The 18920-nt window shown below is 33.4% G+C and carries 20 protein-coding genes, 4 tRNA genes and 1 pseudogene; 2 read left to right on the top strand and 23 right to left on the bottom strand.

Going from position 1 to position 18920, the window contains the following annotated elements; genetic code table 11:
- Positions 1 to 177: 177 nt before the first annotated feature.
- The 16 genes from rplL to LNP81_RS10710 form a co-directional block, all read right to left on the bottom strand.
- Positions 178 to 549 (bottom strand): 50S ribosomal protein L7/L12, encoded by a 372-nt coding sequence (gene rplL / locus LNP81_RS10785; RefSeq protein ID WP_007807437.1) that lies wholly within the window; start codon positions 547 to 549, stop codon positions 178 to 180.
- A 91-nt stretch (positions 550 to 640) separates the two neighbouring features.
- Entirely contained in the window at positions 641 to 1144 is a 504-nt protein-coding gene (gene rplJ, locus LNP81_RS10780) for a 50S ribosomal protein L10 (protein ID WP_056195154.1), read from the bottom strand.
- 22 nt (positions 1145 to 1166) lie between these two features.
- A complete protein-coding gene (gene rplA, locus LNP81_RS10775) occupies positions 1167 to 1856 on the bottom strand; it encodes a 50S ribosomal protein L1 (RefSeq protein ID WP_007807440.1) in 690 nt (229 codons plus the stop codon).
- A 13-nt stretch (positions 1857 to 1869) separates the two neighbouring features.
- Positions 1870 to 2307: a 50S ribosomal protein L11 gene (gene rplK / locus LNP81_RS10770; protein WP_007807442.1), complete on the bottom strand. Its 438-nt coding sequence runs from the start codon at positions 2305 to 2307 to the stop codon at positions 1870 to 1872.
- A 67-nt stretch (positions 2308 to 2374) separates the two neighbouring features.
- Positions 2375 to 2926 carry a transcription termination/antitermination protein NusG gene (gene nusG / locus LNP81_RS10765; RefSeq protein WP_029273444.1) on the bottom strand — a complete coding sequence of 184 codons (552 nt, stop codon included), beginning with the start codon at positions 2924 to 2926 and terminating at the stop codon, positions 2375 to 2377.
- 10 nt (positions 2927 to 2936) lie between these two features.
- Positions 2937 to 3134, bottom strand: a complete 198-nt coding sequence (gene secE / locus LNP81_RS10760; RefSeq protein ID WP_041517377.1) for a preprotein translocase subunit SecE — start codon at positions 3132 to 3134, stop codon at positions 2937 to 2939.
- Between the two features lie 19 nt (positions 3135 to 3153).
- Positions 3154 to 3224: transfer RNA gene (locus LNP81_RS10755), tRNA-Trp, on the bottom strand.
- A gap of 61 nt (positions 3225 to 3285) precedes the next feature.
- Positions 3286 to 4473, bottom strand: a complete 1188-nt coding sequence (gene tuf / locus LNP81_RS10750; protein WP_031456758.1) for an elongation factor Tu — start codon at positions 4471 to 4473, stop codon at positions 3286 to 3288.
- A gap of 55 nt (positions 4474 to 4528) precedes the next feature.
- Positions 4529 to 4600: transfer RNA gene (locus tag LNP81_RS10745), tRNA-Thr, on the bottom strand.
- A 92-nt stretch (positions 4601 to 4692) separates the two neighbouring features.
- Positions 4693 to 4773, bottom strand: a tRNA-Tyr gene (locus tag LNP81_RS10740).
- 122 nt (positions 4774 to 4895) lie between these two features.
- Positions 4896 to 4969: transfer RNA gene (locus LNP81_RS10735), tRNA-Thr, on the bottom strand.
- A 91-nt stretch (positions 4970 to 5060) separates the two neighbouring features.
- Entirely contained in the window at positions 5061 to 5363 is a 303-nt protein-coding gene (gene hpf / locus LNP81_RS10730; RefSeq protein WP_056245753.1) for a ribosome hibernation-promoting factor, HPF/YfiA family, read from the bottom strand.
- Between the two features lie 34 nt (positions 5364 to 5397).
- The gene (locus LNP81_RS10725; protein WP_230035705.1) at positions 5398 to 6291 is read right to left on the bottom strand and encodes a tyrosine-type recombinase/integrase; all 894 of its coding nucleotides are present in this window, start codon (positions 6289 to 6291) and stop codon (positions 5398 to 5400) included.
- A gap of 138 nt (positions 6292 to 6429) precedes the next feature.
- The gene (rpsU, locus tag LNP81_RS10720) at positions 6430 to 6624 is read right to left on the bottom strand and encodes a 30S ribosomal protein S21 (protein ID WP_026985791.1); all 195 of its coding nucleotides are present in this window, start codon (positions 6622 to 6624) and stop codon (positions 6430 to 6432) included.
- Positions 6625 to 6805: 181 nt separating this feature from the next.
- Complete coding sequence (locus tag LNP81_RS10715) at positions 6806 to 7948, bottom strand: acyl-CoA dehydrogenase family protein (protein WP_230035703.1); 1143 nt, start codon at positions 7946 to 7948, stop codon at positions 6806 to 6808.
- A gap of 17 nt (positions 7949 to 7965) precedes the next feature.
- Positions 7966 to 8853, bottom strand: coding sequence for a ComEA family DNA-binding protein (locus LNP81_RS10710; protein WP_230035701.1), 888 nt, complete (start codon positions 8851 to 8853; stop codon positions 7966 to 7968).
- 274 nt (positions 8854 to 9127) lie between these two features.
- Here LNP81_RS10710 and LNP81_RS10705 point away from each other — a divergent pair, with 274 nt between their 5' ends.
- Positions 9128 to 10579, top strand: coding sequence for an amino acid permease (locus LNP81_RS10705; protein WP_230035699.1), 1452 nt, complete (start codon positions 9128 to 9130; stop codon positions 10577 to 10579).
- A 75-nt stretch (positions 10580 to 10654) separates the two neighbouring features.
- On the opposite strand, the gene LNP81_RS10700 is transcribed toward LNP81_RS10705, so the two are convergent.
- The 5 genes and pseudogenes from LNP81_RS10700 to LNP81_RS10680 all read right to left on the bottom strand — a co-directional run bounded on the left by LNP81_RS10700 (position 10655) and on the right by LNP81_RS10680 (position 16348).
- A complete protein-coding gene (locus LNP81_RS10700) occupies positions 10655 to 10882 on the bottom strand; it encodes a PspC family transcriptional regulator (RefSeq protein ID WP_007810860.1) in 228 nt (75 codons plus the stop codon).
- Between the two features lie 178 nt (positions 10883 to 11060).
- Positions 11061 to 12332 (bottom strand): annotated as a pseudogene (locus LNP81_RS10695) (DUF2851 family protein).
- 76 nt (positions 12333 to 12408) lie between these two features.
- The gene (locus LNP81_RS10690) at positions 12409 to 12891 is read right to left on the bottom strand and encodes a 3'-5' exonuclease (RefSeq protein WP_230035697.1); all 483 of its coding nucleotides are present in this window, start codon (positions 12889 to 12891) and stop codon (positions 12409 to 12411) included.
- Between the two features lie 80 nt (positions 12892 to 12971).
- On the bottom strand, positions 12972 to 14333 hold the full coding sequence (locus tag LNP81_RS10685; RefSeq protein ID WP_230035694.1) for a pyridoxal-phosphate dependent enzyme: 1362 nt from the start codon (positions 14331 to 14333) through the stop codon (positions 12972 to 12974).
- Between the two features lie 47 nt (positions 14334 to 14380).
- Positions 14381 to 16348, bottom strand: a complete 1968-nt coding sequence (locus LNP81_RS10680; protein ID WP_230035692.1) for a putative porin — start codon at positions 16346 to 16348, stop codon at positions 14381 to 14383.
- A 173-nt stretch (positions 16349 to 16521) separates the two neighbouring features.
- Between LNP81_RS10680 and rnhB the strand changes: the two genes are divergently transcribed.
- Positions 16522 to 17184, top strand: a complete 663-nt coding sequence (gene rnhB, locus LNP81_RS10675; RefSeq protein ID WP_230035691.1) for a ribonuclease HII — start codon at positions 16522 to 16524, stop codon at positions 17182 to 17184.
- 59 nt (positions 17185 to 17243) lie between these two features.
- Here rnhB and LNP81_RS10670 read toward each other — a convergent pair whose 3' ends face one another.
- Positions 17244 to 18095 (bottom strand): nuclear transport factor 2 family protein, encoded by an 852-nt coding sequence (locus LNP81_RS10670; protein ID WP_230035688.1) that lies wholly within the window; start codon positions 18093 to 18095, stop codon positions 17244 to 17246.
- Positions 18096 to 18266: 171 nt separating this feature from the next.
- Positions 18267 to 18866, bottom strand: coding sequence for an NAD(P)H-dependent oxidoreductase (locus LNP81_RS10665; protein WP_230035686.1), 600 nt, complete (start codon positions 18864 to 18866; stop codon positions 18267 to 18269).
- Positions 18867 to 18920: the final 54 nt, after the last annotated feature.

The following is an 18920-nucleotide window of genomic DNA, read 5'->3' as shown; positions in this document are numbered from 1 at the left end:
CTTTAAAAATAAACCTGTAAAATTTGGTTCAATTTTTTTTCTTCGTATTGATCAAAAACTTTTTCGTATTTTAAACTATTTGATAATAAAACTTGATCTATTTTATTATACGAAAAATGGTTTAGGCCATTGAGCGTTCACTCAAGACCTAAACCTAGTTCTTAAAACTGAGTTGAATTATTTAAGCTCAACTACAGCTCCAGCTTCTTCTAATGATTTTTTAAGACCTTCAGCCTCTTCTTTAGAAACACCTTCTTTAACGTTACTTGGAGCACCGTCAACTACATCTTTAGCTTCTTTCAAACCTAAACCTGTAAGTTCTTTAACTAATTTTACAACTGCTAATTTAGAAGCACCAGCTTCTTTTAATACAACTGTAAATTCAGTTTGTGCTTCTTCAGCAGCACCTTCTCCACCACCAGCAGCAACTACTACAGCTGCAGCAGCAGGCTCGATACCATACTCGTCTTTTAATATTGTTGCTAATTCGTTAACTTCTTTAACTGTTAAGTTAACTAATTGTTCTGCGAATTGTTTCAAATCTGCCATTTTTTCTATCGTTTAAAATGATTTGTAAAATATAATTTATTTATTGTGCGCTAATTAAGCTACCAGGAAATTAAATTCCTCGTACGAATTATTATGCTTCAGCTTCTTCTTCGCTACCAGCGAATTTGTTTTGTAAAGCAGAAATAATTCTTTGTGCTGGTGATTGCAATAATCCAATAAGTTCTCCAAGAAGTTCTTCTTTAGATTTGATAGTTGCTAATGCATCTAATTGATCATCTCCAATGTAAATTTCAGAATTAATATAAGCCCCTTTTAATACAGGTTTTGCTGATTTTTTTCTGAAATCTTTAATTATTTTTCCAGGTGCATTTGCAACATCTGAAATGAAGATAGCACTATTACCAGTCAATACTGAAGGTAAATCACCATAGTCATTAGCAGAAGCTTCCATTGCTTTTGCAAGCAAAGTGTTTTTTACAACCTCTAATTTTATACCTGCTTTAAAGCAAGCTCTTCTCAAGCTTGAAGTAGTTTCTGCGTTTAATCCAGAAATATCAGATACATAAATAATATTTGTACCAGCTAACTGTGCAGTTAAATCTTCAATCGCGATTGATTTTTCTTCTCTAGTCATACTAAAAATTATTAACTACCAATTATACTGCTTTAGGGTCCAATGCAATTGCAGGACTCATAGTGCTTGTAAGGTGAATACCTTTAATATAGGTACCTTTAGCAGCAGTTGGTTTAAGTTTGATTAATGTTTGAATAATTTCGTGTGCATTGTCATAAATTTGCTCAGCTCCAAAAGAAACTTTACCAATTCCTGCATGTACGATACCAGTTTTATCAACTTTAAAGTCAATTTTACCAGCTTTAACCTCTGCAACAGCTTTTGCAACATCCATAGTTACAGTACCTGTTTTAGGGTTTGGCATTAAACCTCTAGGTCCTAAAATACGACCTAATGGACCTAATTTACCCATAACAGCTGGCATAGTGATGATCACATCAACATCTGTCCAACCATCTTTAATTTTTTGTAAATAATCGTCAAGACCTACATAATCAGCCCCAGCTTCTTTAGCTTCCGCTTCTTTATCTGGAGTAACCAATGCTAATACTTTAACGTCTTTACCTGTTCCGTGAGGTAATGTAACTACACCTCTAACCATTTGATTCGCTTTTCTTGGATCTACACCCAAACGAACTGCGATATCAACAGACTCATCAAATTTTGCAGAAGCTATAACTTTAATTAATGCAGCTGCATCTTTTAAAGAGTATAGTTTGTTCTTTTCAATTTTTGAAGCAGCCTCTTTTTGCTTTTTTGTTAATTTTGCCATTTCTTTCTCTTAATTAAAAAGGAGCATCTCCTGATACAGTTATACCCATAGATCTAGCAGTTCCAGCGATCATGCTCATTGCAGATTCGATTGTGAATGCATTTAAATCTACCATTTTATCTTCAGCAATAGCTTTGATAACGTCCCAAGTAACACTAGCTACTTTTTTACGATTTGGTTCACCTGATCCAGACTTTAGCTTTGCAGCTTCCAATAATTGGACAGCAGCTGGAGGAGTTTTTACAACAAAATCAAATGATTTGTCTTTATACACAGTAATTTGTACTGGGCATATTTTGCCAGGTTTATCTTGTGTTCTAGCATTGAACTGCTTACAGAACTCCATGATATTAACCCCAGCAGCTCCTAAAGCAGGTCCAACCGGTGGCGACGGATTCGCAGCACCTCCCTTAACTTGTAGTTTAACTACCTTACTAATTTCTTTAGCCATTTTTTAAAAAATTTAACACCCTAATCATTGGAAGCGATTATGGTGGTTATTATAGATGTAACAAAAATTATACTTTTTCAACTTGCATAAAACTTAATTCTAATGGAGTTTTTCTTCCGAAAATTTTCACCATTACTTCAAGTTTACGCTTTTCTTCATTGATTTTTTCAACTGTTCCGTTGAAGCCATTAAATGGACCATCGATCACCTTAACAGTTTCGCCTAAGTTGAAAGGAATAGCACGAGTATCTGTATTTACAGCTAACTCATCTACTTTACCTAACATTCTATTTACTTCAGAAAGCCTCAAAGGAACAGGTTCTCCACCTTTGATCTCACCTAAAAATCCAATTACACTAGTAATAGACTTAATAATATGAGGTATCTCACCAACCAAATTGGCTTCGATCATAACATATCCAGGGAAATAAACTTTATCCTTAGACATTTTCTTTCCTTCTTTTACAGTAACTACTTTTTCTGTAGGTACTAAAACTTGGGAAACATAATCACCCATACCTAGTCTGGCAATCTCAGTTTCGATATAAGCTTTGACTTTGTTTTCCTGTCCGCTTACTGCTCTAACTACGTACCATTTTTTCACATTATTATCTGCCATCACAAAAAAATTATCCTTTTAACCAGTTAAAAAATCCAGCCAAAGCTTTTGCAAAAAATTCGTCTACTCCCCATGTTGCCAAGGCGAATAATACCGAAAATACAGCTACAACAATTGTCAATTTTTGAACCTCAGCCCAAGCAGGCCAAGTAACATTTGACTTTAACTCTTCGAAAGCCTCTGATAAATAATTCGTAACTTTTGTCATTTGATATATTTTTTTATTGCACGGGCGGAGGGATTCGAACCCCCATCAACGGTTTTGGAGACCGCTATTCTACCCTTGAACTACGCCCGTAATTAAAAGCCAGTGATTTCAGTCATGAAAATCAACTGGCTTTTTATAAATTTTTATAGGATTATCCTACGATTTCAGTTACCTGACCTGCACCTACTGTTCTACCACCTTCACGGATAGCGAAACGTAAACCTACGCTCATTGCGATTGGGCTTAATAAAGCAACATTGATAGTCAAGTTATCTCCTGGCATTACCATCTCTACTCCTTCTGGTAAAGTAATAACTCCTGTTACGTCAGTTGTACGTACGTAGAACTGTGGACGGTAGTTATTATGGAATGGAGTATGACGTCCACCTTCTTCTTTTTTCAAGATATAAACCTCAGCTTTGAAAGTAGCGTGTGGTTTTACTGATCCTGGCTTAATGATAACCATTCCTCTTTTGATAGATTCTTTATCAATACCTCTTAACAATAAACCTACGTTATCTCCAGCTTCACCTCTATCAAGGATTTTACGGAACATCTCAACTCCTGTAATAGTAGAAGTTAATTTATCAGCTCCCATACCAATGATTTCAACTGGATCTCCTGTATTAGCAATACCTGTTTCGATACGACCTGTAGCAACAGTTCCACGACCAGTAATTGTAAATACATCTTCAACCGGCATCAAGAATGGTTTAGCTACGTCACGTACTGGCTCTTCGATCCAAGCATCAACAGCTTCCATTAATTCAATGATTTTTGGTACCCAAGCAGGATCATTATTCAATCCTCCTAAAGCAGAACCTTGAACTACAGGACCATTATCTCCATCATATTCGTAGAAAGATAATAAATCTCTGATTTCCATCTCAACAAGCTCTAACAATTCAGCATCATCAACCATATCCACTTTGTTCATAAAAACAACGATTCTTGGAATACCTACCTGACGACCTAAAAGGATGTGCTCACGAGTTTGTGGCATTGGACCATCTGTAGCAGCAACTACTAAGATAGCTCCGTCCATTTGAGCAGCACCAGTAACCATGTTCTTTACGTAATCCGCGTGACCTGGACAGTCAACGTGAGCGTAGTGACGGTTAGCTGTTTCATACTCTACGTGTGATGTATTAATAGTAATACCTCTTTCTTTCTCCTCTGGAGCGTTATCGATTTGATCAAACGATTTTGCTTGACAGTAACCAGCATCAGACAATACTTTTGTAATTGCTGCAGTTAATGTAGTTTTTCCGTGATCCACGTGTCCAATTGTACCTATGTTTAAGTGCGGTTTGGAACGATTAAAATTCTCCTTTGCCATTTTACTTAATTTTTAATCTTAGTTATATATTAATTTTCAATTTCCTACTTACTTGAGCCAACTACGGGAATTGAACCCGTGACCTCTTCCTTACCAAGGAAGCACTCTACCTCTGAGCTAAGTCGGCAGAGAGTTCTAATTTTAGATTTTTGATTTTAGATCTTAGATTTTTCAATCTACAATCTCAAATCTACGCTCTGAAATCTTAACTTCTTTTTGTGGGGAGAGCAGGATTCGAACCTGCGAAGTTCACACAGCAGATTTACAGTCTGCCCTCGTTGGCCGCTTGAGTATCTCCCCAGACAATCTTAGATTTTTGACTTAAGATTTCAGATTACTCTAAAACCAAATTAAGAAACCTAAATTTGTTTTATTCCATAATTTTAAAGAACAAATTTCAAATCGCATTTGAAATATTTTAGAGCCGGCGGAGGGACTCGAACCCACGACCTGCTGATTACAAATCAGCTGCTCTAGCCAACTGAGCTACGCTGGCAATATCAATAAAAAAGTCCGCTATTTCTAACGGACTGCAAATGTAGCTATTTTATCTTTTAATCAAAACATTTTTTAAAAAAAATTTTCAATTATATGTGTGCTCGTATTTTTTCTTTCCTTTTTACCAATACACGTTCTAGGGATTCTGCCGAAAGCTCGACCGCTTCTTCAAACGTTTTGCATTGTTTTTTAACCAAAAAATCATCCCCCGGGACATTAATCTTAATCTCTACCGCCTTATTCTCCTTATCACTCGTTCTCTCAACCTTTAAAAAAATGTCAGCCGAAACTACTCGATCGTAATATTTTTCTAATTTATCCATTCTTTCCTGAATAAAATCCACTAATTTTCTGTCAACAGTAAAGTTAACTGCATGAACATCTACCTTCATAATACAAATTTTAGGGTTAAACATTTAAGAACCATCATTTATTTCTTGGATGCGCGTCACCATACACCTTTTTAAGCTCTGCTAAACTATTATGAGTATAAACTTGTGTAGACGCCAAACTCGAATGTCCTAATAATTCTTTAACTGAATTTAAATCTGCTCCGTTATTCAGCAAGTGAGTTGCAAAAGTATGCCTAAGCACGTGCGGACTCTTTTTCACCTTTTCAGAGACTTTACTAAAGTATGAATTTATTAATCGATACACAAAAGATTCACTCAATTTTAACCCTTTTGCTGAAATAAAAAAATAATCATCATCAACAATCTCCTCAAGCAAAGCTCTTTCCTGCAAATACAAATTAAACTGATCAATAATTATTGGCAAAACCGGAATAATACGCTCTTTATTACGCTTTCCTAAAACCTTAATTACATTTGAAGATAAATCAACATTGTACTTCATTAAACTTATCAGTTCTGCCCTTCGCATTCCTGTAGTATAAAAAAGATCTACTATCAATTTATTCCTCACTTCTTCGAATCCGGAAGGGTTTCCAAATTGCTGCATCAAATCTGCCAATTCTTTTTCTGAAAATGGAATCTGAACAATTTTTGGTGTTTTTAACGCCTTATGCTTCAGCATTGGACTCACCTCTATTTGTTTTGTTTTTAAAAGAAATTTATAAAAGGCTTTCAGGGAAGACATTTTTCGATTGACAGACACATTAGAAATATTATCATCTACAAGCGAAACAATCCAACTTCTTATTTGACTGTAATTTACCTGTTCGATATTTTCCTGCTCAAAATGTTCTTTATTGAATGTTTCGAAAAATAAAATATCATTCAAATAAGCATTGACTGTATGTGGGGAATATTTTTTCTCTAATTGAAGATAATCGCGAAATGCTTCTTTATTTGATTTCATAGGAATACACACTTTTCATTTACACAAACCCATATTCTACTTATATAAAGAATATTATTTACCTCAAAATTAAGCATAAAAAAACCGTTAGTATCAAAATTTTGATAACTAACGGTAATTATTTTTGAAAAGCTAATACTAACTCTCTAAACCATCTCTCATGTTTTGGATGTAAGCAGCTTTTTGAATTTGTGCTCTTTTGATAACAGAAGGCTTAATAAAAGCAGTACGTGCTCTTAGTTGACGAACAGTTCCTGTTTTATCAAATTTTCTTTTATAGCGCTTTAATGCTCTATCGATATTTTCTCCGTCTTTAATTGGTATAATTAACATAATATTGACACCTCCTCTCGTTAAGGGTGCAAAAGTATGTATTAATTATGAATTATGGGTTATGAATTCTAAATTATTTTAAAAGAAAATAGAACATAGAAAAAAGAGAATAGATTTCTCCATAAATCGATCCCTAGAAAAGAGCCAATAATAATATTCTTTATTCTTTATTCTTTATTCTTTATTCTTTTAGCAAATTTCTCGAAATAACTAACTTTTGAATTTCGGTAGTTCCTTCTCCTATAGTACATAGTTTTGAATCGCGATAGAATTTCTCTACAGGATAATCTTTTGTGTAACCATAGCCTCCATGAATTTGAACGGCTTCGTTTGCGATTTTTACACAGGCTTCTGATGCATACATTTTTGCCATTGCACCAAGTGTGGTAACAGGTTTGTGCTGCTGTTTTAAGAATGCTGCTTTATGCAATAATAATTCTGAAGCTTCGATCTCTGTTGCCATATCGGCCAGTTTAAACGAAATTCCCTGAAAACTGCTAATAGGCTGACCAAACTGATGTCTTTCTTTTGAGTATTTAAGTGCGGCTTCGTAAGCACCTTTTGCGATTCCTAGTGACAAAGCTCCAATTGAAATACGTCCTCCATCTAATATTTTCATGGCCTGAACAAATCCCTGCCCTACTTCTCCTAATCTATTGGCATCAGGAACACGGCAACCATCAAAAACTAACTCTGCAGTTTCGCTGGCACGCATTCCTAATTTATTTTCTTTTTTACCTGACGTAAAACCTTTCATTCCTTTTTCGAAAACAAAAGCGGTCATTCCTTTAGAATCACCTTTTTCTCCGGTACGTACAATTACAACTGCAATATCTCCAGAGATTGCGTGCGTTATAAAGTTTTTGGCACCATTTACAACCCATTCATCCCCGTCTTTGACAGCTGTTGTATTCATTCCGCCGGCATCAGAACCTGTATTGTGTTCTGTTAAACCCCAGGCTCCTATATGTTCTGCCGTAGCTAATTTTGGTAACCATTTTTTCTTTTGTTCTTCGTTTCCAAAAGTTAAAATATGATTGGTACATAATGAATTATGCGCGGCAACCGATAAACCAATTGAAGGATCTACTTTTGAAATTTCCTCGACAACTGTAATATATTCATGATAGCCTAATCCTGATCCTCCGTATTCTTCAGGCACTAAAACTCCCATAAATCCCATTTCGCCTAATTTTTTAAATAGGTCAACTGGAAAAATCTGAGCCTCATCCCATTCCATAATATTAGGTCTGATATTTTTTTCGGCAAAATCTTTTATAGACTGAGCAATCATCGACTGCGTTTCGTTATATTCAAAATTCATTGTAAGCTGCTTTTGTTTTAGAACTCCAAATATAAACTAATTATTTTTGCTTTATCAACAGGAAAACCTTTAATTTTTGATAAATCCTCAATATTATTAATATTTCCGTTCATACTTCTATAAGTTACAATTTGTTTTGCCAATGTATATTTAAAATAAGCGAACTGTGACAATTCTTTTAAGGACGCATCGTTTATGGCGATCTTTTTAAAATTTGGAGGTACTATAACTTTAAAATGAGTATTAAGTTCACTGATAACTTCTGGCGAGAGTCCCCAAATATCACTCATTTGTTCCATAGAAACAAAACAGCCTAAAATTTCTTTTTGCTTTAGAATTCTTACTGATAGTGCTTCTCCAATGCCATAAATCTTAACTAAATCTTCCTGTGTTGCCTGATTGATATCTAAAACGTTGATCTTTTCTTTTTTATTGAATTCTTTTTTTACAAATTCTTTTCTTTCGTTTTTGAAGGTTGTTTTGTTTTGAACCCAATCCGGAAATTTGAAAAGCGGAGCCATTACATTTAATAAAGAATCTGAAACTTTTGTTACTTCCTGAAACTCTTTTGCAGAACTGACATATTTATTTTCTCTCCGAAAAGCCAACAAACGATCTATCTCCTCAACAGACATTCCTAACTTATATCCTTTATAGTCTGTTATGAAATTTGGATTGAAAGAATACACCTTGGGCTTATCATTATATTTTGAAATTTTGAGAGAATCAATTTCCGACTGTAAAGACAACCATTGTTCTTTTTCGGGGAAAGATTTTTCAGCTACATTAAAATCAGCAAAAAAATAAATTGTCTGTAATATCATTATAATTCCAAAAAGTAAAAAAATTCCTGTACGTTGATGATTTGTAAACTTGAAATACTTTCCAAATATTTTAAAATTCATTTTATTAAAATTTTTCTGTTTCTAATTAAGCGCCTAAATTAAAGGAAAAAACAATATTTTATTAAGAATAATACTAAAAATATTAAAAATTTTAAAATTACATTTTTCACTAATAAACCTCAATTAGTTTAATGAATCTCAGCCTGTAAAGAATAATCAACGATGGTTTTAGCATAAAATTTAATATTTTATAACTTAAAAAGAGATATTTGTTTTTATTTTTTACAAAAAACGATACATTTGGAGCTTAATAACAATAAACCAATATTATAATATGTCAATTTGGAAAACTAAACCACTTTCGGTATTGCTTGACGAAGCTTCCGAATCTGAAAAAGGCTTGAAAAGAACTCTATCTTCACGGTCGCTCGTTGCACTTGGAGTTGGAGCCATTATTGGAGCCGGATTATTCTCGTTAACAGGAATTGCTGCTGCAGAACATGCAGGACCAGCAGTTACTCTTTCTTTTGTTTTAGCAGCCGTTGGATGTGCTTTTGCAGGACTTTGTTATGCAGAATTTGCTTCTATGATTCCGGTTGCGGGTAGCGCATATACATACTCTTATGCTACAATGGGAGAATTTATGGCTTGGATTATTGGTTGGGATTTAGTTTTAGAATACGCTTTGGGAGCCGCAACCGTCGGGGTAAGCTGGTCCCGTTACTTATTAGAATTACTAAACAAATACGGAATTCACCTCCCCCATCAATTTATATGTTCACCCTGGGAAACTCTTAAACTTAGTGACGGTACAGTAATCGAAGGCGGTATTGTAAATTTACCGGCTATTTTTATTGTGTCTATGTTATCTTTATTATTAATAAGAGGAACAAAAGAATCTGCGTCTTTAAACAACTTTTTAGTTGTTGTAAAAGTTGCTGTAGTACTTGTTTTCATCATTTTAGGATGGAGCTTTATTGACACTGCAAACTACACACCTTATATCCCGGCTAACACTGGTGTTTTTGGTGAATTTGGATGGTCAGGAATTGCTGCAGGTGCGGGAACTGTATTCTTTGCCTTTATTGGTTTTGATGCTGTATCTACAGCTGCACAAGAAGCTAAAAATCCTCAAAAAGGAATGCCAATTGGTATTTTAGGATCTTTGATTATTTGTACCTTATTATATGTATTTTTTGCTCACGTAATGACAGGTCTTGTTAATTATAAAGAATTTGCCGGTGATGCTAAACCTGCTGCAACTGCTTTTGCCAAAACAGGTTATGACTTTTTACAAACAGGTTTAATTGTAGCTATTTTAGCAGGTTATACTTCTGTAATATTAGTAATGCTTTTGGGCCAAAGCCGTGTATTTTATACTATGAGTAAAGATGGTTTGTTACCTCCATTCTTCAGTTCTATTCACTCTAAATTTCGTACTCCATGGAAAACTAACCTTTTCTTCTTAGTATTCGTAAGTTTATTTGCTGGATTGGTTCCAGTAAGTGATTTAGGACATATGGTAAGTATTGGAACATTATTAGCCTTTGTACTTGTTTGTATTGGTGTAATGGTGATGCGTAAAAGAATGCCAGATGCTCCAAGATCTTTCAGAACACCTTTAGTACCATTTGTACCTATCGCAGGTATCGTAATTTGCTTGGCTTTGATGTATTCATTACCTAACGAAAGCTGGGTTAGACTTGTAGTCTGGATGGCATTAGGAGTAGTAATTTACTTTGTTTATGGTAAGAAAAACAGTAAACTGAACAATCCGGGAAAATAATTTCCTAAAGAGATATAAAAAAAGGATCATAGAGTAAATTACTTTATGATCCTTTTTTTTATGTTTTAAATAATCTTATAAATCGAAAACTGATGTTCGTTTTGCACGAATTAAATCTTTTAGGCGAATCCAAAATGCCAAAGTAAGATAAACTCCAAATCCTAAACCTGCCGTAACAAACGAAATATAGATAAAAAATAATCGTACACTCGTTACGCGCATACCCAATTTATCTGCCAATCTTGAAGAAACATGAAAACCATATTTTTCGAAAAAGAATTTAAGTTTTAAAATTGCTGACATATTTAGATTTTAGATTTTAGATTTTAGATTTTAGATTTTAGATTTTAGATTTTAGATTTTAGATTTTAGATTTTAGATTTTAGATTTTAGATTTTATCCTTCGCATTCGCTCAGGATGAAATTATATATGCAAGTAACAAAAGTACAAAATTATCTCATTGACACATTTTCTAATTATCTAATTATTCTTTAGCAACTCCATTCCTAATGCACATTTTAGACATGATTTTTTATTGCAATATTCATTTTTAAGTTCTAATAATGTTTGTGTTTCAAAAGCATCTTTAGCAGAAATTCCAAAAGATTTAAATTTATCAATTATAGCATTTTTCTCAGGACTAACTTAATTCATAAATGTTATCAACTCTTCGGCAATAGATTCACCTCTTATGTTTGAATAAGCAAACTGAATAGGAATTATGGTATTTATAATAATCAAATCCAGGAAAGATTTCGACAAAGATTTTGGTTTCTTTATACTTTCTTTATCAAACTGATAATGATTGCTCCAATACACACTTGCTGAAACATTCAATAAATCGTAAACGCTTTTTACTGACTTTAGAACTGTTATTTTCGAAAATAAATTTTGATGTTTATGATATAAATTAGCCAATTGCGAAAGCCTGATTGTTGGAAAATTATCCGGTCGATGTTTGAAAAACTGGACTGAATCGATATGAGATTTTTCTAACTGGTATTTATTAAGCAAATAATAATACCTTAATTTTAGATCTGTAAAATAAATATCTTCTTTATTATCATCTAATAAACCGGAAGCGCCTAAAAGTAATGCTTCGAGGTTTTCTATTTCGAAGCTTTCTTTACGGATAATGGAGAAAGGAATGGATTTCGCAATTTGCAAAAAAGTATTGCCATTTGTATTTAAACCAAAATTCTTTGCTAGCAAGGAAAATAAAACCCCTTCCCAATCCTGATTTGTTTCTTCTAGTAAATCGTAAATAAATTTTGATTTGCGCTCTAAGCGATCAAAGAACAATCTTTCCTGCCAGTTTTTTAATATAAAATCATCAATTTTCGCGATATCTTTTTCGCAAAATATCCACGATTTAGGTGCTACTAACGAATTATAATTGGATAAAATTTCCGATGAAACATAATCTTTCAGGATCAAAACAGGAATTTCTCTATTGCCTTTACCAAATATTTCGGTGTCATGTTCCCAAACTATGTGTAAAATTACATTTTCGTACGCTGGGTCTTTTTCATGACCATGAACATACCAATCTGAAGATTTTAAATGAATCTCGACATTTCCTGCCCATTTTTGATTTCCTATTGTTATTTGGGCATTAAAAAAATCCGGTCCTGCAAGTTCTAAATAATCTCCGGTTTTAGTAATCGTGATTTGTTCATCTTGAGCAGTTTTCAAATTCAAAGTGTCGAACTTTTTGAATTTCCAGAGATAATGAAGAAAATCTTCTTTCATTTTTTAGACTTTTACTTTGATTTATAAAAAGCCTAAAATTAATTAAAATAATATTAATCTTACAAAATATTTATTTTTATCTCAACATATATAATTTTGCACAAGCTCTCGCATCAGATAATGCTTCGTGGTGATTGAGCTGAATTTTCATTTCGCGACAGCAGTCACTTAATTTAGTGGGCTTGAATCCTTTTGCTTTGTAGATCTTAACGGTACATTCCCATTTTTCGGCAATATTCAAATCCTCATATTGCAAACCGTAAAGCGTCATCGATTTCATTAAAACATTACGATCAAAACTTTCGTTGTGTGCGACCACTACTCTGTTTTTTAATCTTTTTTCGATCTCGGGATAAACCTGCACAAAAGTTTTAGCATTTACAGTATCTCTTGGATAAATACCGTGTACACGAATCGTAAACGGATTGTACTCATTTTTGGGAGGCTTAATCAAAGTAACAAACTCATCTGTAATTATCCCGTTCTCTACAGTAACGATACCAACAGAGCACGGATGATGTCCTGTAGCAGTTTCAAAATCTATCGCGGTAAAAGTCATTTTCGAATATATTAAGCTAAAAAATCCATAAACCTAATTTCAAAATTAGATTTATGGATTTATGAATTATTAAAATCGTATTATTTTATAGATCCAATGATATCATATTTTGTAATAATATGATGATTACCATTTCCTAAATCAACCAAAACGGCGTCATTTTCTTTGGTAAATAATTTAGAAACTTCTTCGATTGGTGTTCCTAATTTTACAATTGGAAAAGGTTTTCCCATTACTTCTTTGATTGGTTTTTCGGCTACGTTTTTATCTGCAACATAACTTCTAAACAAATCTGTTTCATCAACAGAACCAACAAAACCAGTAATATCTACAACAGGAATCTGCGAGATTTTGTATTTACGCATACGTTCGATCGCGTGAGAAACCAATTCTTCTGTACGAACCACGATTAATTCTTTATCGATATGATCTTTAATTACGTCTTCGGCCTTTGTAATGTTTTCTTCTAAGAAACCACGTTCGCGCATCCAGTCGTCATTAAACATTTTACCTACATAACGGCTTCCTGAATCGTGAAACAATACCACAACCACATCTTCTGGCGTAAAGTGTTCTTTAAGCTGTAACAATCCTTTTATACAAGCTCCTGCAGAATTACCAACAAAAATAGCTTCTTCCAGAGCAATTTTTCTGGTATAAACCGCTGCATCTTTATCGGTTACTTTTGTAAATCCGTCAATTAAAGAAAAGTCAACATTTTTAGGCAAAATATCTTCTCCAATTCCTTCGGTGATATAAGAGTAAATTTCGTTTTCGTCGAAAATTCCGGTTTCATGGTATTTTTTAAAAACAGAACCATAGGTATCAATTCCCCAAATTTTAATATTTGGATTTTTCTCTTTTAAATATTTTCCAACACCCGAAATAGTTCCTCCTGTTCCTACTCCCACTACAAAATGTGTAATTTTCCCATCAGTTTGTTTCCAGATTTCTGGTCCGGTTTGTTCGTAATGTGCCAAAGAGTTTGACATATTATCGTACTGATTTACATACCATGAATTTGGCGTTTCTTCGGCCAGACGTTTTGAAACAGAATAATAAGATCTTGGATCTGTTGGTTCAACATCTGTAGGGCAAACTACAACTTTGGCACCCACAGCACGCAAAATATCCATTTTTTCTTTAGACTGCTTGTCAGATATTACACAAATCAGTTTATATCCTTTAATGATCGCTACAAGCGCCAATCCCATTCCTGTATTTCCAGAAGTTCCTTCAATAATAGTTCCTCCAGGTTTCAATCGGCCATCTGCCTCTGCATCTTCAACCATTTTTACGGCCATTCTGTCTTTTACAGAATTTCCGGGATTAAAAGTTTCGACTTTTGCCAATACTAACGCATCAATTTCAGCAACAATTTTGTTGAGTTTTACCAATGGTGTATTACCAATTGTTTCTAAAATGTTATTTGAAAAGTCCATTTCTATTTAATTTAATATTTGATTTTTAATATGATATAAGCCTAATTCTATTGGAAGAAATTCCAAACTAAACCAAAGCGGATTACAAAATCACGATAAGGATTATTAGGAGCCGAATAATAGTCGCTTTTAGAAAAAAGAGCATTTATGTGTTCTGCTTTAAGATAGAATCGGGTTTGGCGAATTCTGGCATTTAGGAAAAGATCAAATAATGGATAACCTCCAATTTCTTTTTCTTTCTGAACATAAAACTCTCCAACAACAGGGTTGTAACCATTCGCGTAATACTTTGTAAAATAATTAAAAACGATTCCGGTTTGCATATACAGTGCTTTCTTAAAAAAGTAACCTGAATAATAAAATGTATTTCTTGTTACAAAATCAGGCACATTTAAAATTAAATCTGACTGATCTACTTTTTGATATAAAAGTGTATTATCAAGAGCGAAAGGACCAAATTTAAATTCACGACTTGCTTTTATCTCCAGATAGTTAATTGCATTTCCGTATTGGGCCGGATTTATAATCTGTGTATTTACAGCCTTTTGAGCTGGCGAAGAAACATCTGCAAAATACAAATGATCATTTAGAACCGTATACTGAACTTCTGCATTCAGCCAAGGCGTGCTAACAGCGGCACTAAGCGAATTGATTTTCTCGTTTTTGAAATTATTCGACCAATTGTATTGCACATAACTACTTTGGTACAAGTTGTAGTTATTATTTGGTAATTTATTGATGTTACGGTATCTAAAATCAAACTGAATTTTATCATTAAAATCATATTTTAACTTAGCATCTAAATCAGAAAGTGACTGGTTTGTAATCGATCTTGAATATAAAAAACGTCCGTTCCATTTGTTTTTTTGATATTCAAATTGACCGCCAACATTATTAATTTGCAGAAATAAATTATCCGGAATAACAGTTCCATCGGCATCTACCAAGATTCTTCCGTATTTATAATTCGATCTGTAGTCGTCTACAAAAAAATTAAATTTCCCTAAAAGAGAATTTTCATAAGCTACTCCTACCTTATTGTATAATCTTTCGTAATGTGTCTGATCGTTTATACCACTTGTTACGTACGAATCTCCAAATCGTTTTACTGATCTGGTTCCAACAGTCGAGAGAACAGTTGCCTGCTTGTATTCGAAAGCCTTGTTTTCGTAATTAAACTGATGCGTTACATATAAATTATTATTCCCCTCAGTTGGATTTATTCTAAAAGCATGATCAAAAAACAAACGTCGGCCTTTTAAAAATGATTCCGCATCGGTAAGATACACTTGCAATCTTTGACGGTTTTTATAATCCGGATTATCACTTTCAAAGTCTGCAGGCGTAGTAATTCCGCCATTTTCTTCGTTTAAAACATCCTGATACGTATAATGTGCATTTATCGCATATCTTCTGTCGCTTGTAGCGTAACTTGTTGTAAATCTAAAATTTCCTGCACTTACCAATTGGTTTATATAATCTCCCTCTGAACGTAAACCTCTGTATGCGATAGAAAAATTAAGGTTTTTTGATGTATTTAATGTAATAAATGAATCTACGTTCTGACCTTTATTTATTGTTGTATTAAAAAACAACTCCGTTAAAGGTGTTGCCGCTGAATAGTAATTGATTTGATCTGCTTGAAGATAATTAAAATGTTTTCCGTTAAAACCAATTTCCGGATAAGGAGAAAAACTAGTCAGACTGTATTGCAAAGTATTATAAGCTTGTCCGATATTTGCGAAAGACAAAAGTCCGAAATCATCTTTACGAAGATTATTTTGTTTGTAGGCGCTTTTTAATGTTAACGAAGTATCAACATAAGTAGTATCATGCTCCAGCGTAATAATCTGATATTGATCTATTGTTGCTATTTTTGCTTTTTTCTTTTTTATAGTATCAGTTATACTTGAATATTTAGTATTCATATCTAAACTATTTTTAGAAGTATTTTTTTCCTGAGAAAACAATAAAGTGGGTACAACTAATAGGTATAGAAAAAAGAATATTCTCATTTGATCGCTTTATATGGAATTATTTTGGCAAAATTTGTCTGGCAAAGGTAAAAGATAAAAACGTATAAATAAAAAAACACTTGAATTTATACTACTGCTTTGGCAAATAGTAAGAGAACGAATGTTTTTAAAGAAAATTTTATAATATTTGCCAATTAAAACACAAAAAGGAAATGCTCGAAAAAAATTTCTCAGGATTTAATTTAGAAACCGGAACTGACGAAGCTGGCCGAGGTTGTCTGGCTGGTCCGGTAACGGCTGCTGCAGTAATTTTACCAAATCATTTTGAGCATGAATTTTTAAACGACAGTAAACAATTGTCTGAAAAGATGAGAGTTTTTCTAAAACCAATCATCGAGCAGCATGCGCTTTGTTTTGCTGTTACGCATTTGCATCCTAATGAAATTGATGAAATTAATATTCTAAACGCTTCAATGAAAGGTATGCAGGAATGTATCCTAAAACTACATCATATACCTGAATTTATTATTGTAGATGGTAATCGTTCTTTAAATGCAAAATTGGGTTTAAAGAATACTTTTGGCAAACAATTTTCTATGACTGAAATTGAATTACTAAAATCGATTCCAAATCAAAGCATTATAAAAGGTGACGGTAAATTTTTAAGTATCGCCGCAGCTTCTGTCCTGGCCAAAACGTATCGCGATGAATACATGGATCAGATTCATGAAGAATTCCCGATGTACAACTGGAAACAAAACAAAGGTTATCCTACCAAAGAACATCGGGAAGCCATAAAAAAATATGGAACTACAAAATATCACCGAATGAGTTTTAGGCTTTTGCCGGATCAACTCGAATTGAATTTTGAATAACAAAAAAGACTTATCCGTTTAGATAAGTCTTTTTTGTTATTGAGAGATTTAACTTTGTATTATTTTTTACTTTTCAGGAATTCTGCAAATTGCTTGGTATCAAAATAGAAAGGTCTTATTGCTGTAATTTTTCCGTTTTTTAAATCGAAATGTTCCGAGATTGGCACTGAAAGTGTTTTACCTGATTTTTTTGCTTTCGCCTTTATGGCAAAATAAATAATTACCTCATTTTTTGTCGCATCGCTAAAATAAACAGGCTCTTTTTCTATTTCTAAATCAAAAAACTCAGCTGATTTCGCATACATTTTTACCCATTCATTAAAACCTGTAAATTTTCCTCCATAAGGCAATCCTTCGGCCTGATTATAAACTGCACCTTCTTCTATTAAATGTGCCATTGCAGTAAAGTCCCTGGTTTTAAAAAGGCTTTCGTAATATTGCGCCACAATCTTAAAATTGTCTGTTTCAAGGTTATTCAAAATCTCTGCCTCAGATAAAGTGGCTTCCGGATTCCAAAAACCAATAATCTTACTTACCTGACCTTTTCCGTTGAGTCGGGCAAAATCACGTCCGGCCATTATAAGTTTACTTTTTGCATCTAAAATTTCCCAATCCCAGCTTACATAATTGTCTTTTACCACTTTTGGTCCCGAAGTAAAAACTGCATCCGGGTATTTTTTATAAAATTCATTTATAACATTGTTTAAGGCAGCCGTTCCTTTTATGGATGCAGAAGGATCTTCAAAAGTACTTTCCTCCAGCCAGATTGTTTTAATTATTTTTAGCCTTACATCGCTCTTGCGTTCTGACCAGGCCTTTTCATAAACATCGATTGGATTTAATTTATCTTTCTTTTGAGCAAAAAGACCATTAATCATAAAAATAAAACAGATAAAGTAGATTTTTCTCATAAGTCATTAAATTAGGTTAGCTAAAGCTTTTATTAAAAGTATAAAACCAAATTTAGTATAAAAAACTCATAAATAACCACACTTCCTATAATTTACGGTACATTCAAAAACTTAGCTTTTAGTAAACTACTTTTATCTTTTTTACAATTATTATCACTTTTAAATCAATTTTTATCCCAAAACAGATTCTTTATCGATGCACTTAAAAGTAGTTTTGATCTGATTTTCCCACTCCGAAATACTTTCTGCCGAAGCTCTGTCTGCTTTATCGAAATAAAAATGCTGCTCGATTTCTAATCCGGAATACGTAAAAATTCCTGTATCCGAAGTTAATGCCAAAGCTTTATCCATTCCCATTGCTTCATATTCTGCATTTGATTTCCCGTGCGAATTAATAATGATTGTTTTCTTCCCCGTCAATAAACCTTTCTGAACGCCCTGATCGTATCTGTAGGCAAATCCGTAACTAAATACGCGATCAATATAACCTTTCATAATGGCCGGCATTCCTGTCCACCAAATGGGGTAAATAAAAATAATACGATCTGCCCAGGTGATAAAGTCTTGTTCTGTTTGAACATCATCGGCAACCTTTCCCATTCTTTGTCCGGTCATATCTTCTAAAGAAAGTACGGGATTAAAATTGATCTCATTCAAATCGCGAATTGCAATTTCTTCTCCGGATTCCTGAAGGCTTTCGAGTACGGTTTGTTTGAAGAAATGATTTAAACTACCTGAATTGGGATGTGCATAAACAATTAAATTTTTCATATTGTCTGTTTTTAAAGATTAACATGACAAATGTAGAACGCAAGGTTTCAGTAC

It is taken from the genome of Flavobacterium piscisymbiosum (assembly GCF_020905295.1).
Taxonomy (GTDB): Bacteria; Bacteroidota; Bacteroidia; order Flavobacteriales; family Flavobacteriaceae; genus Flavobacterium; species Flavobacterium piscisymbiosum.
Note: the sequence above shows the minus strand (reverse complement) of the source record. Positions and strands in the feature narration are given on the sequence as shown.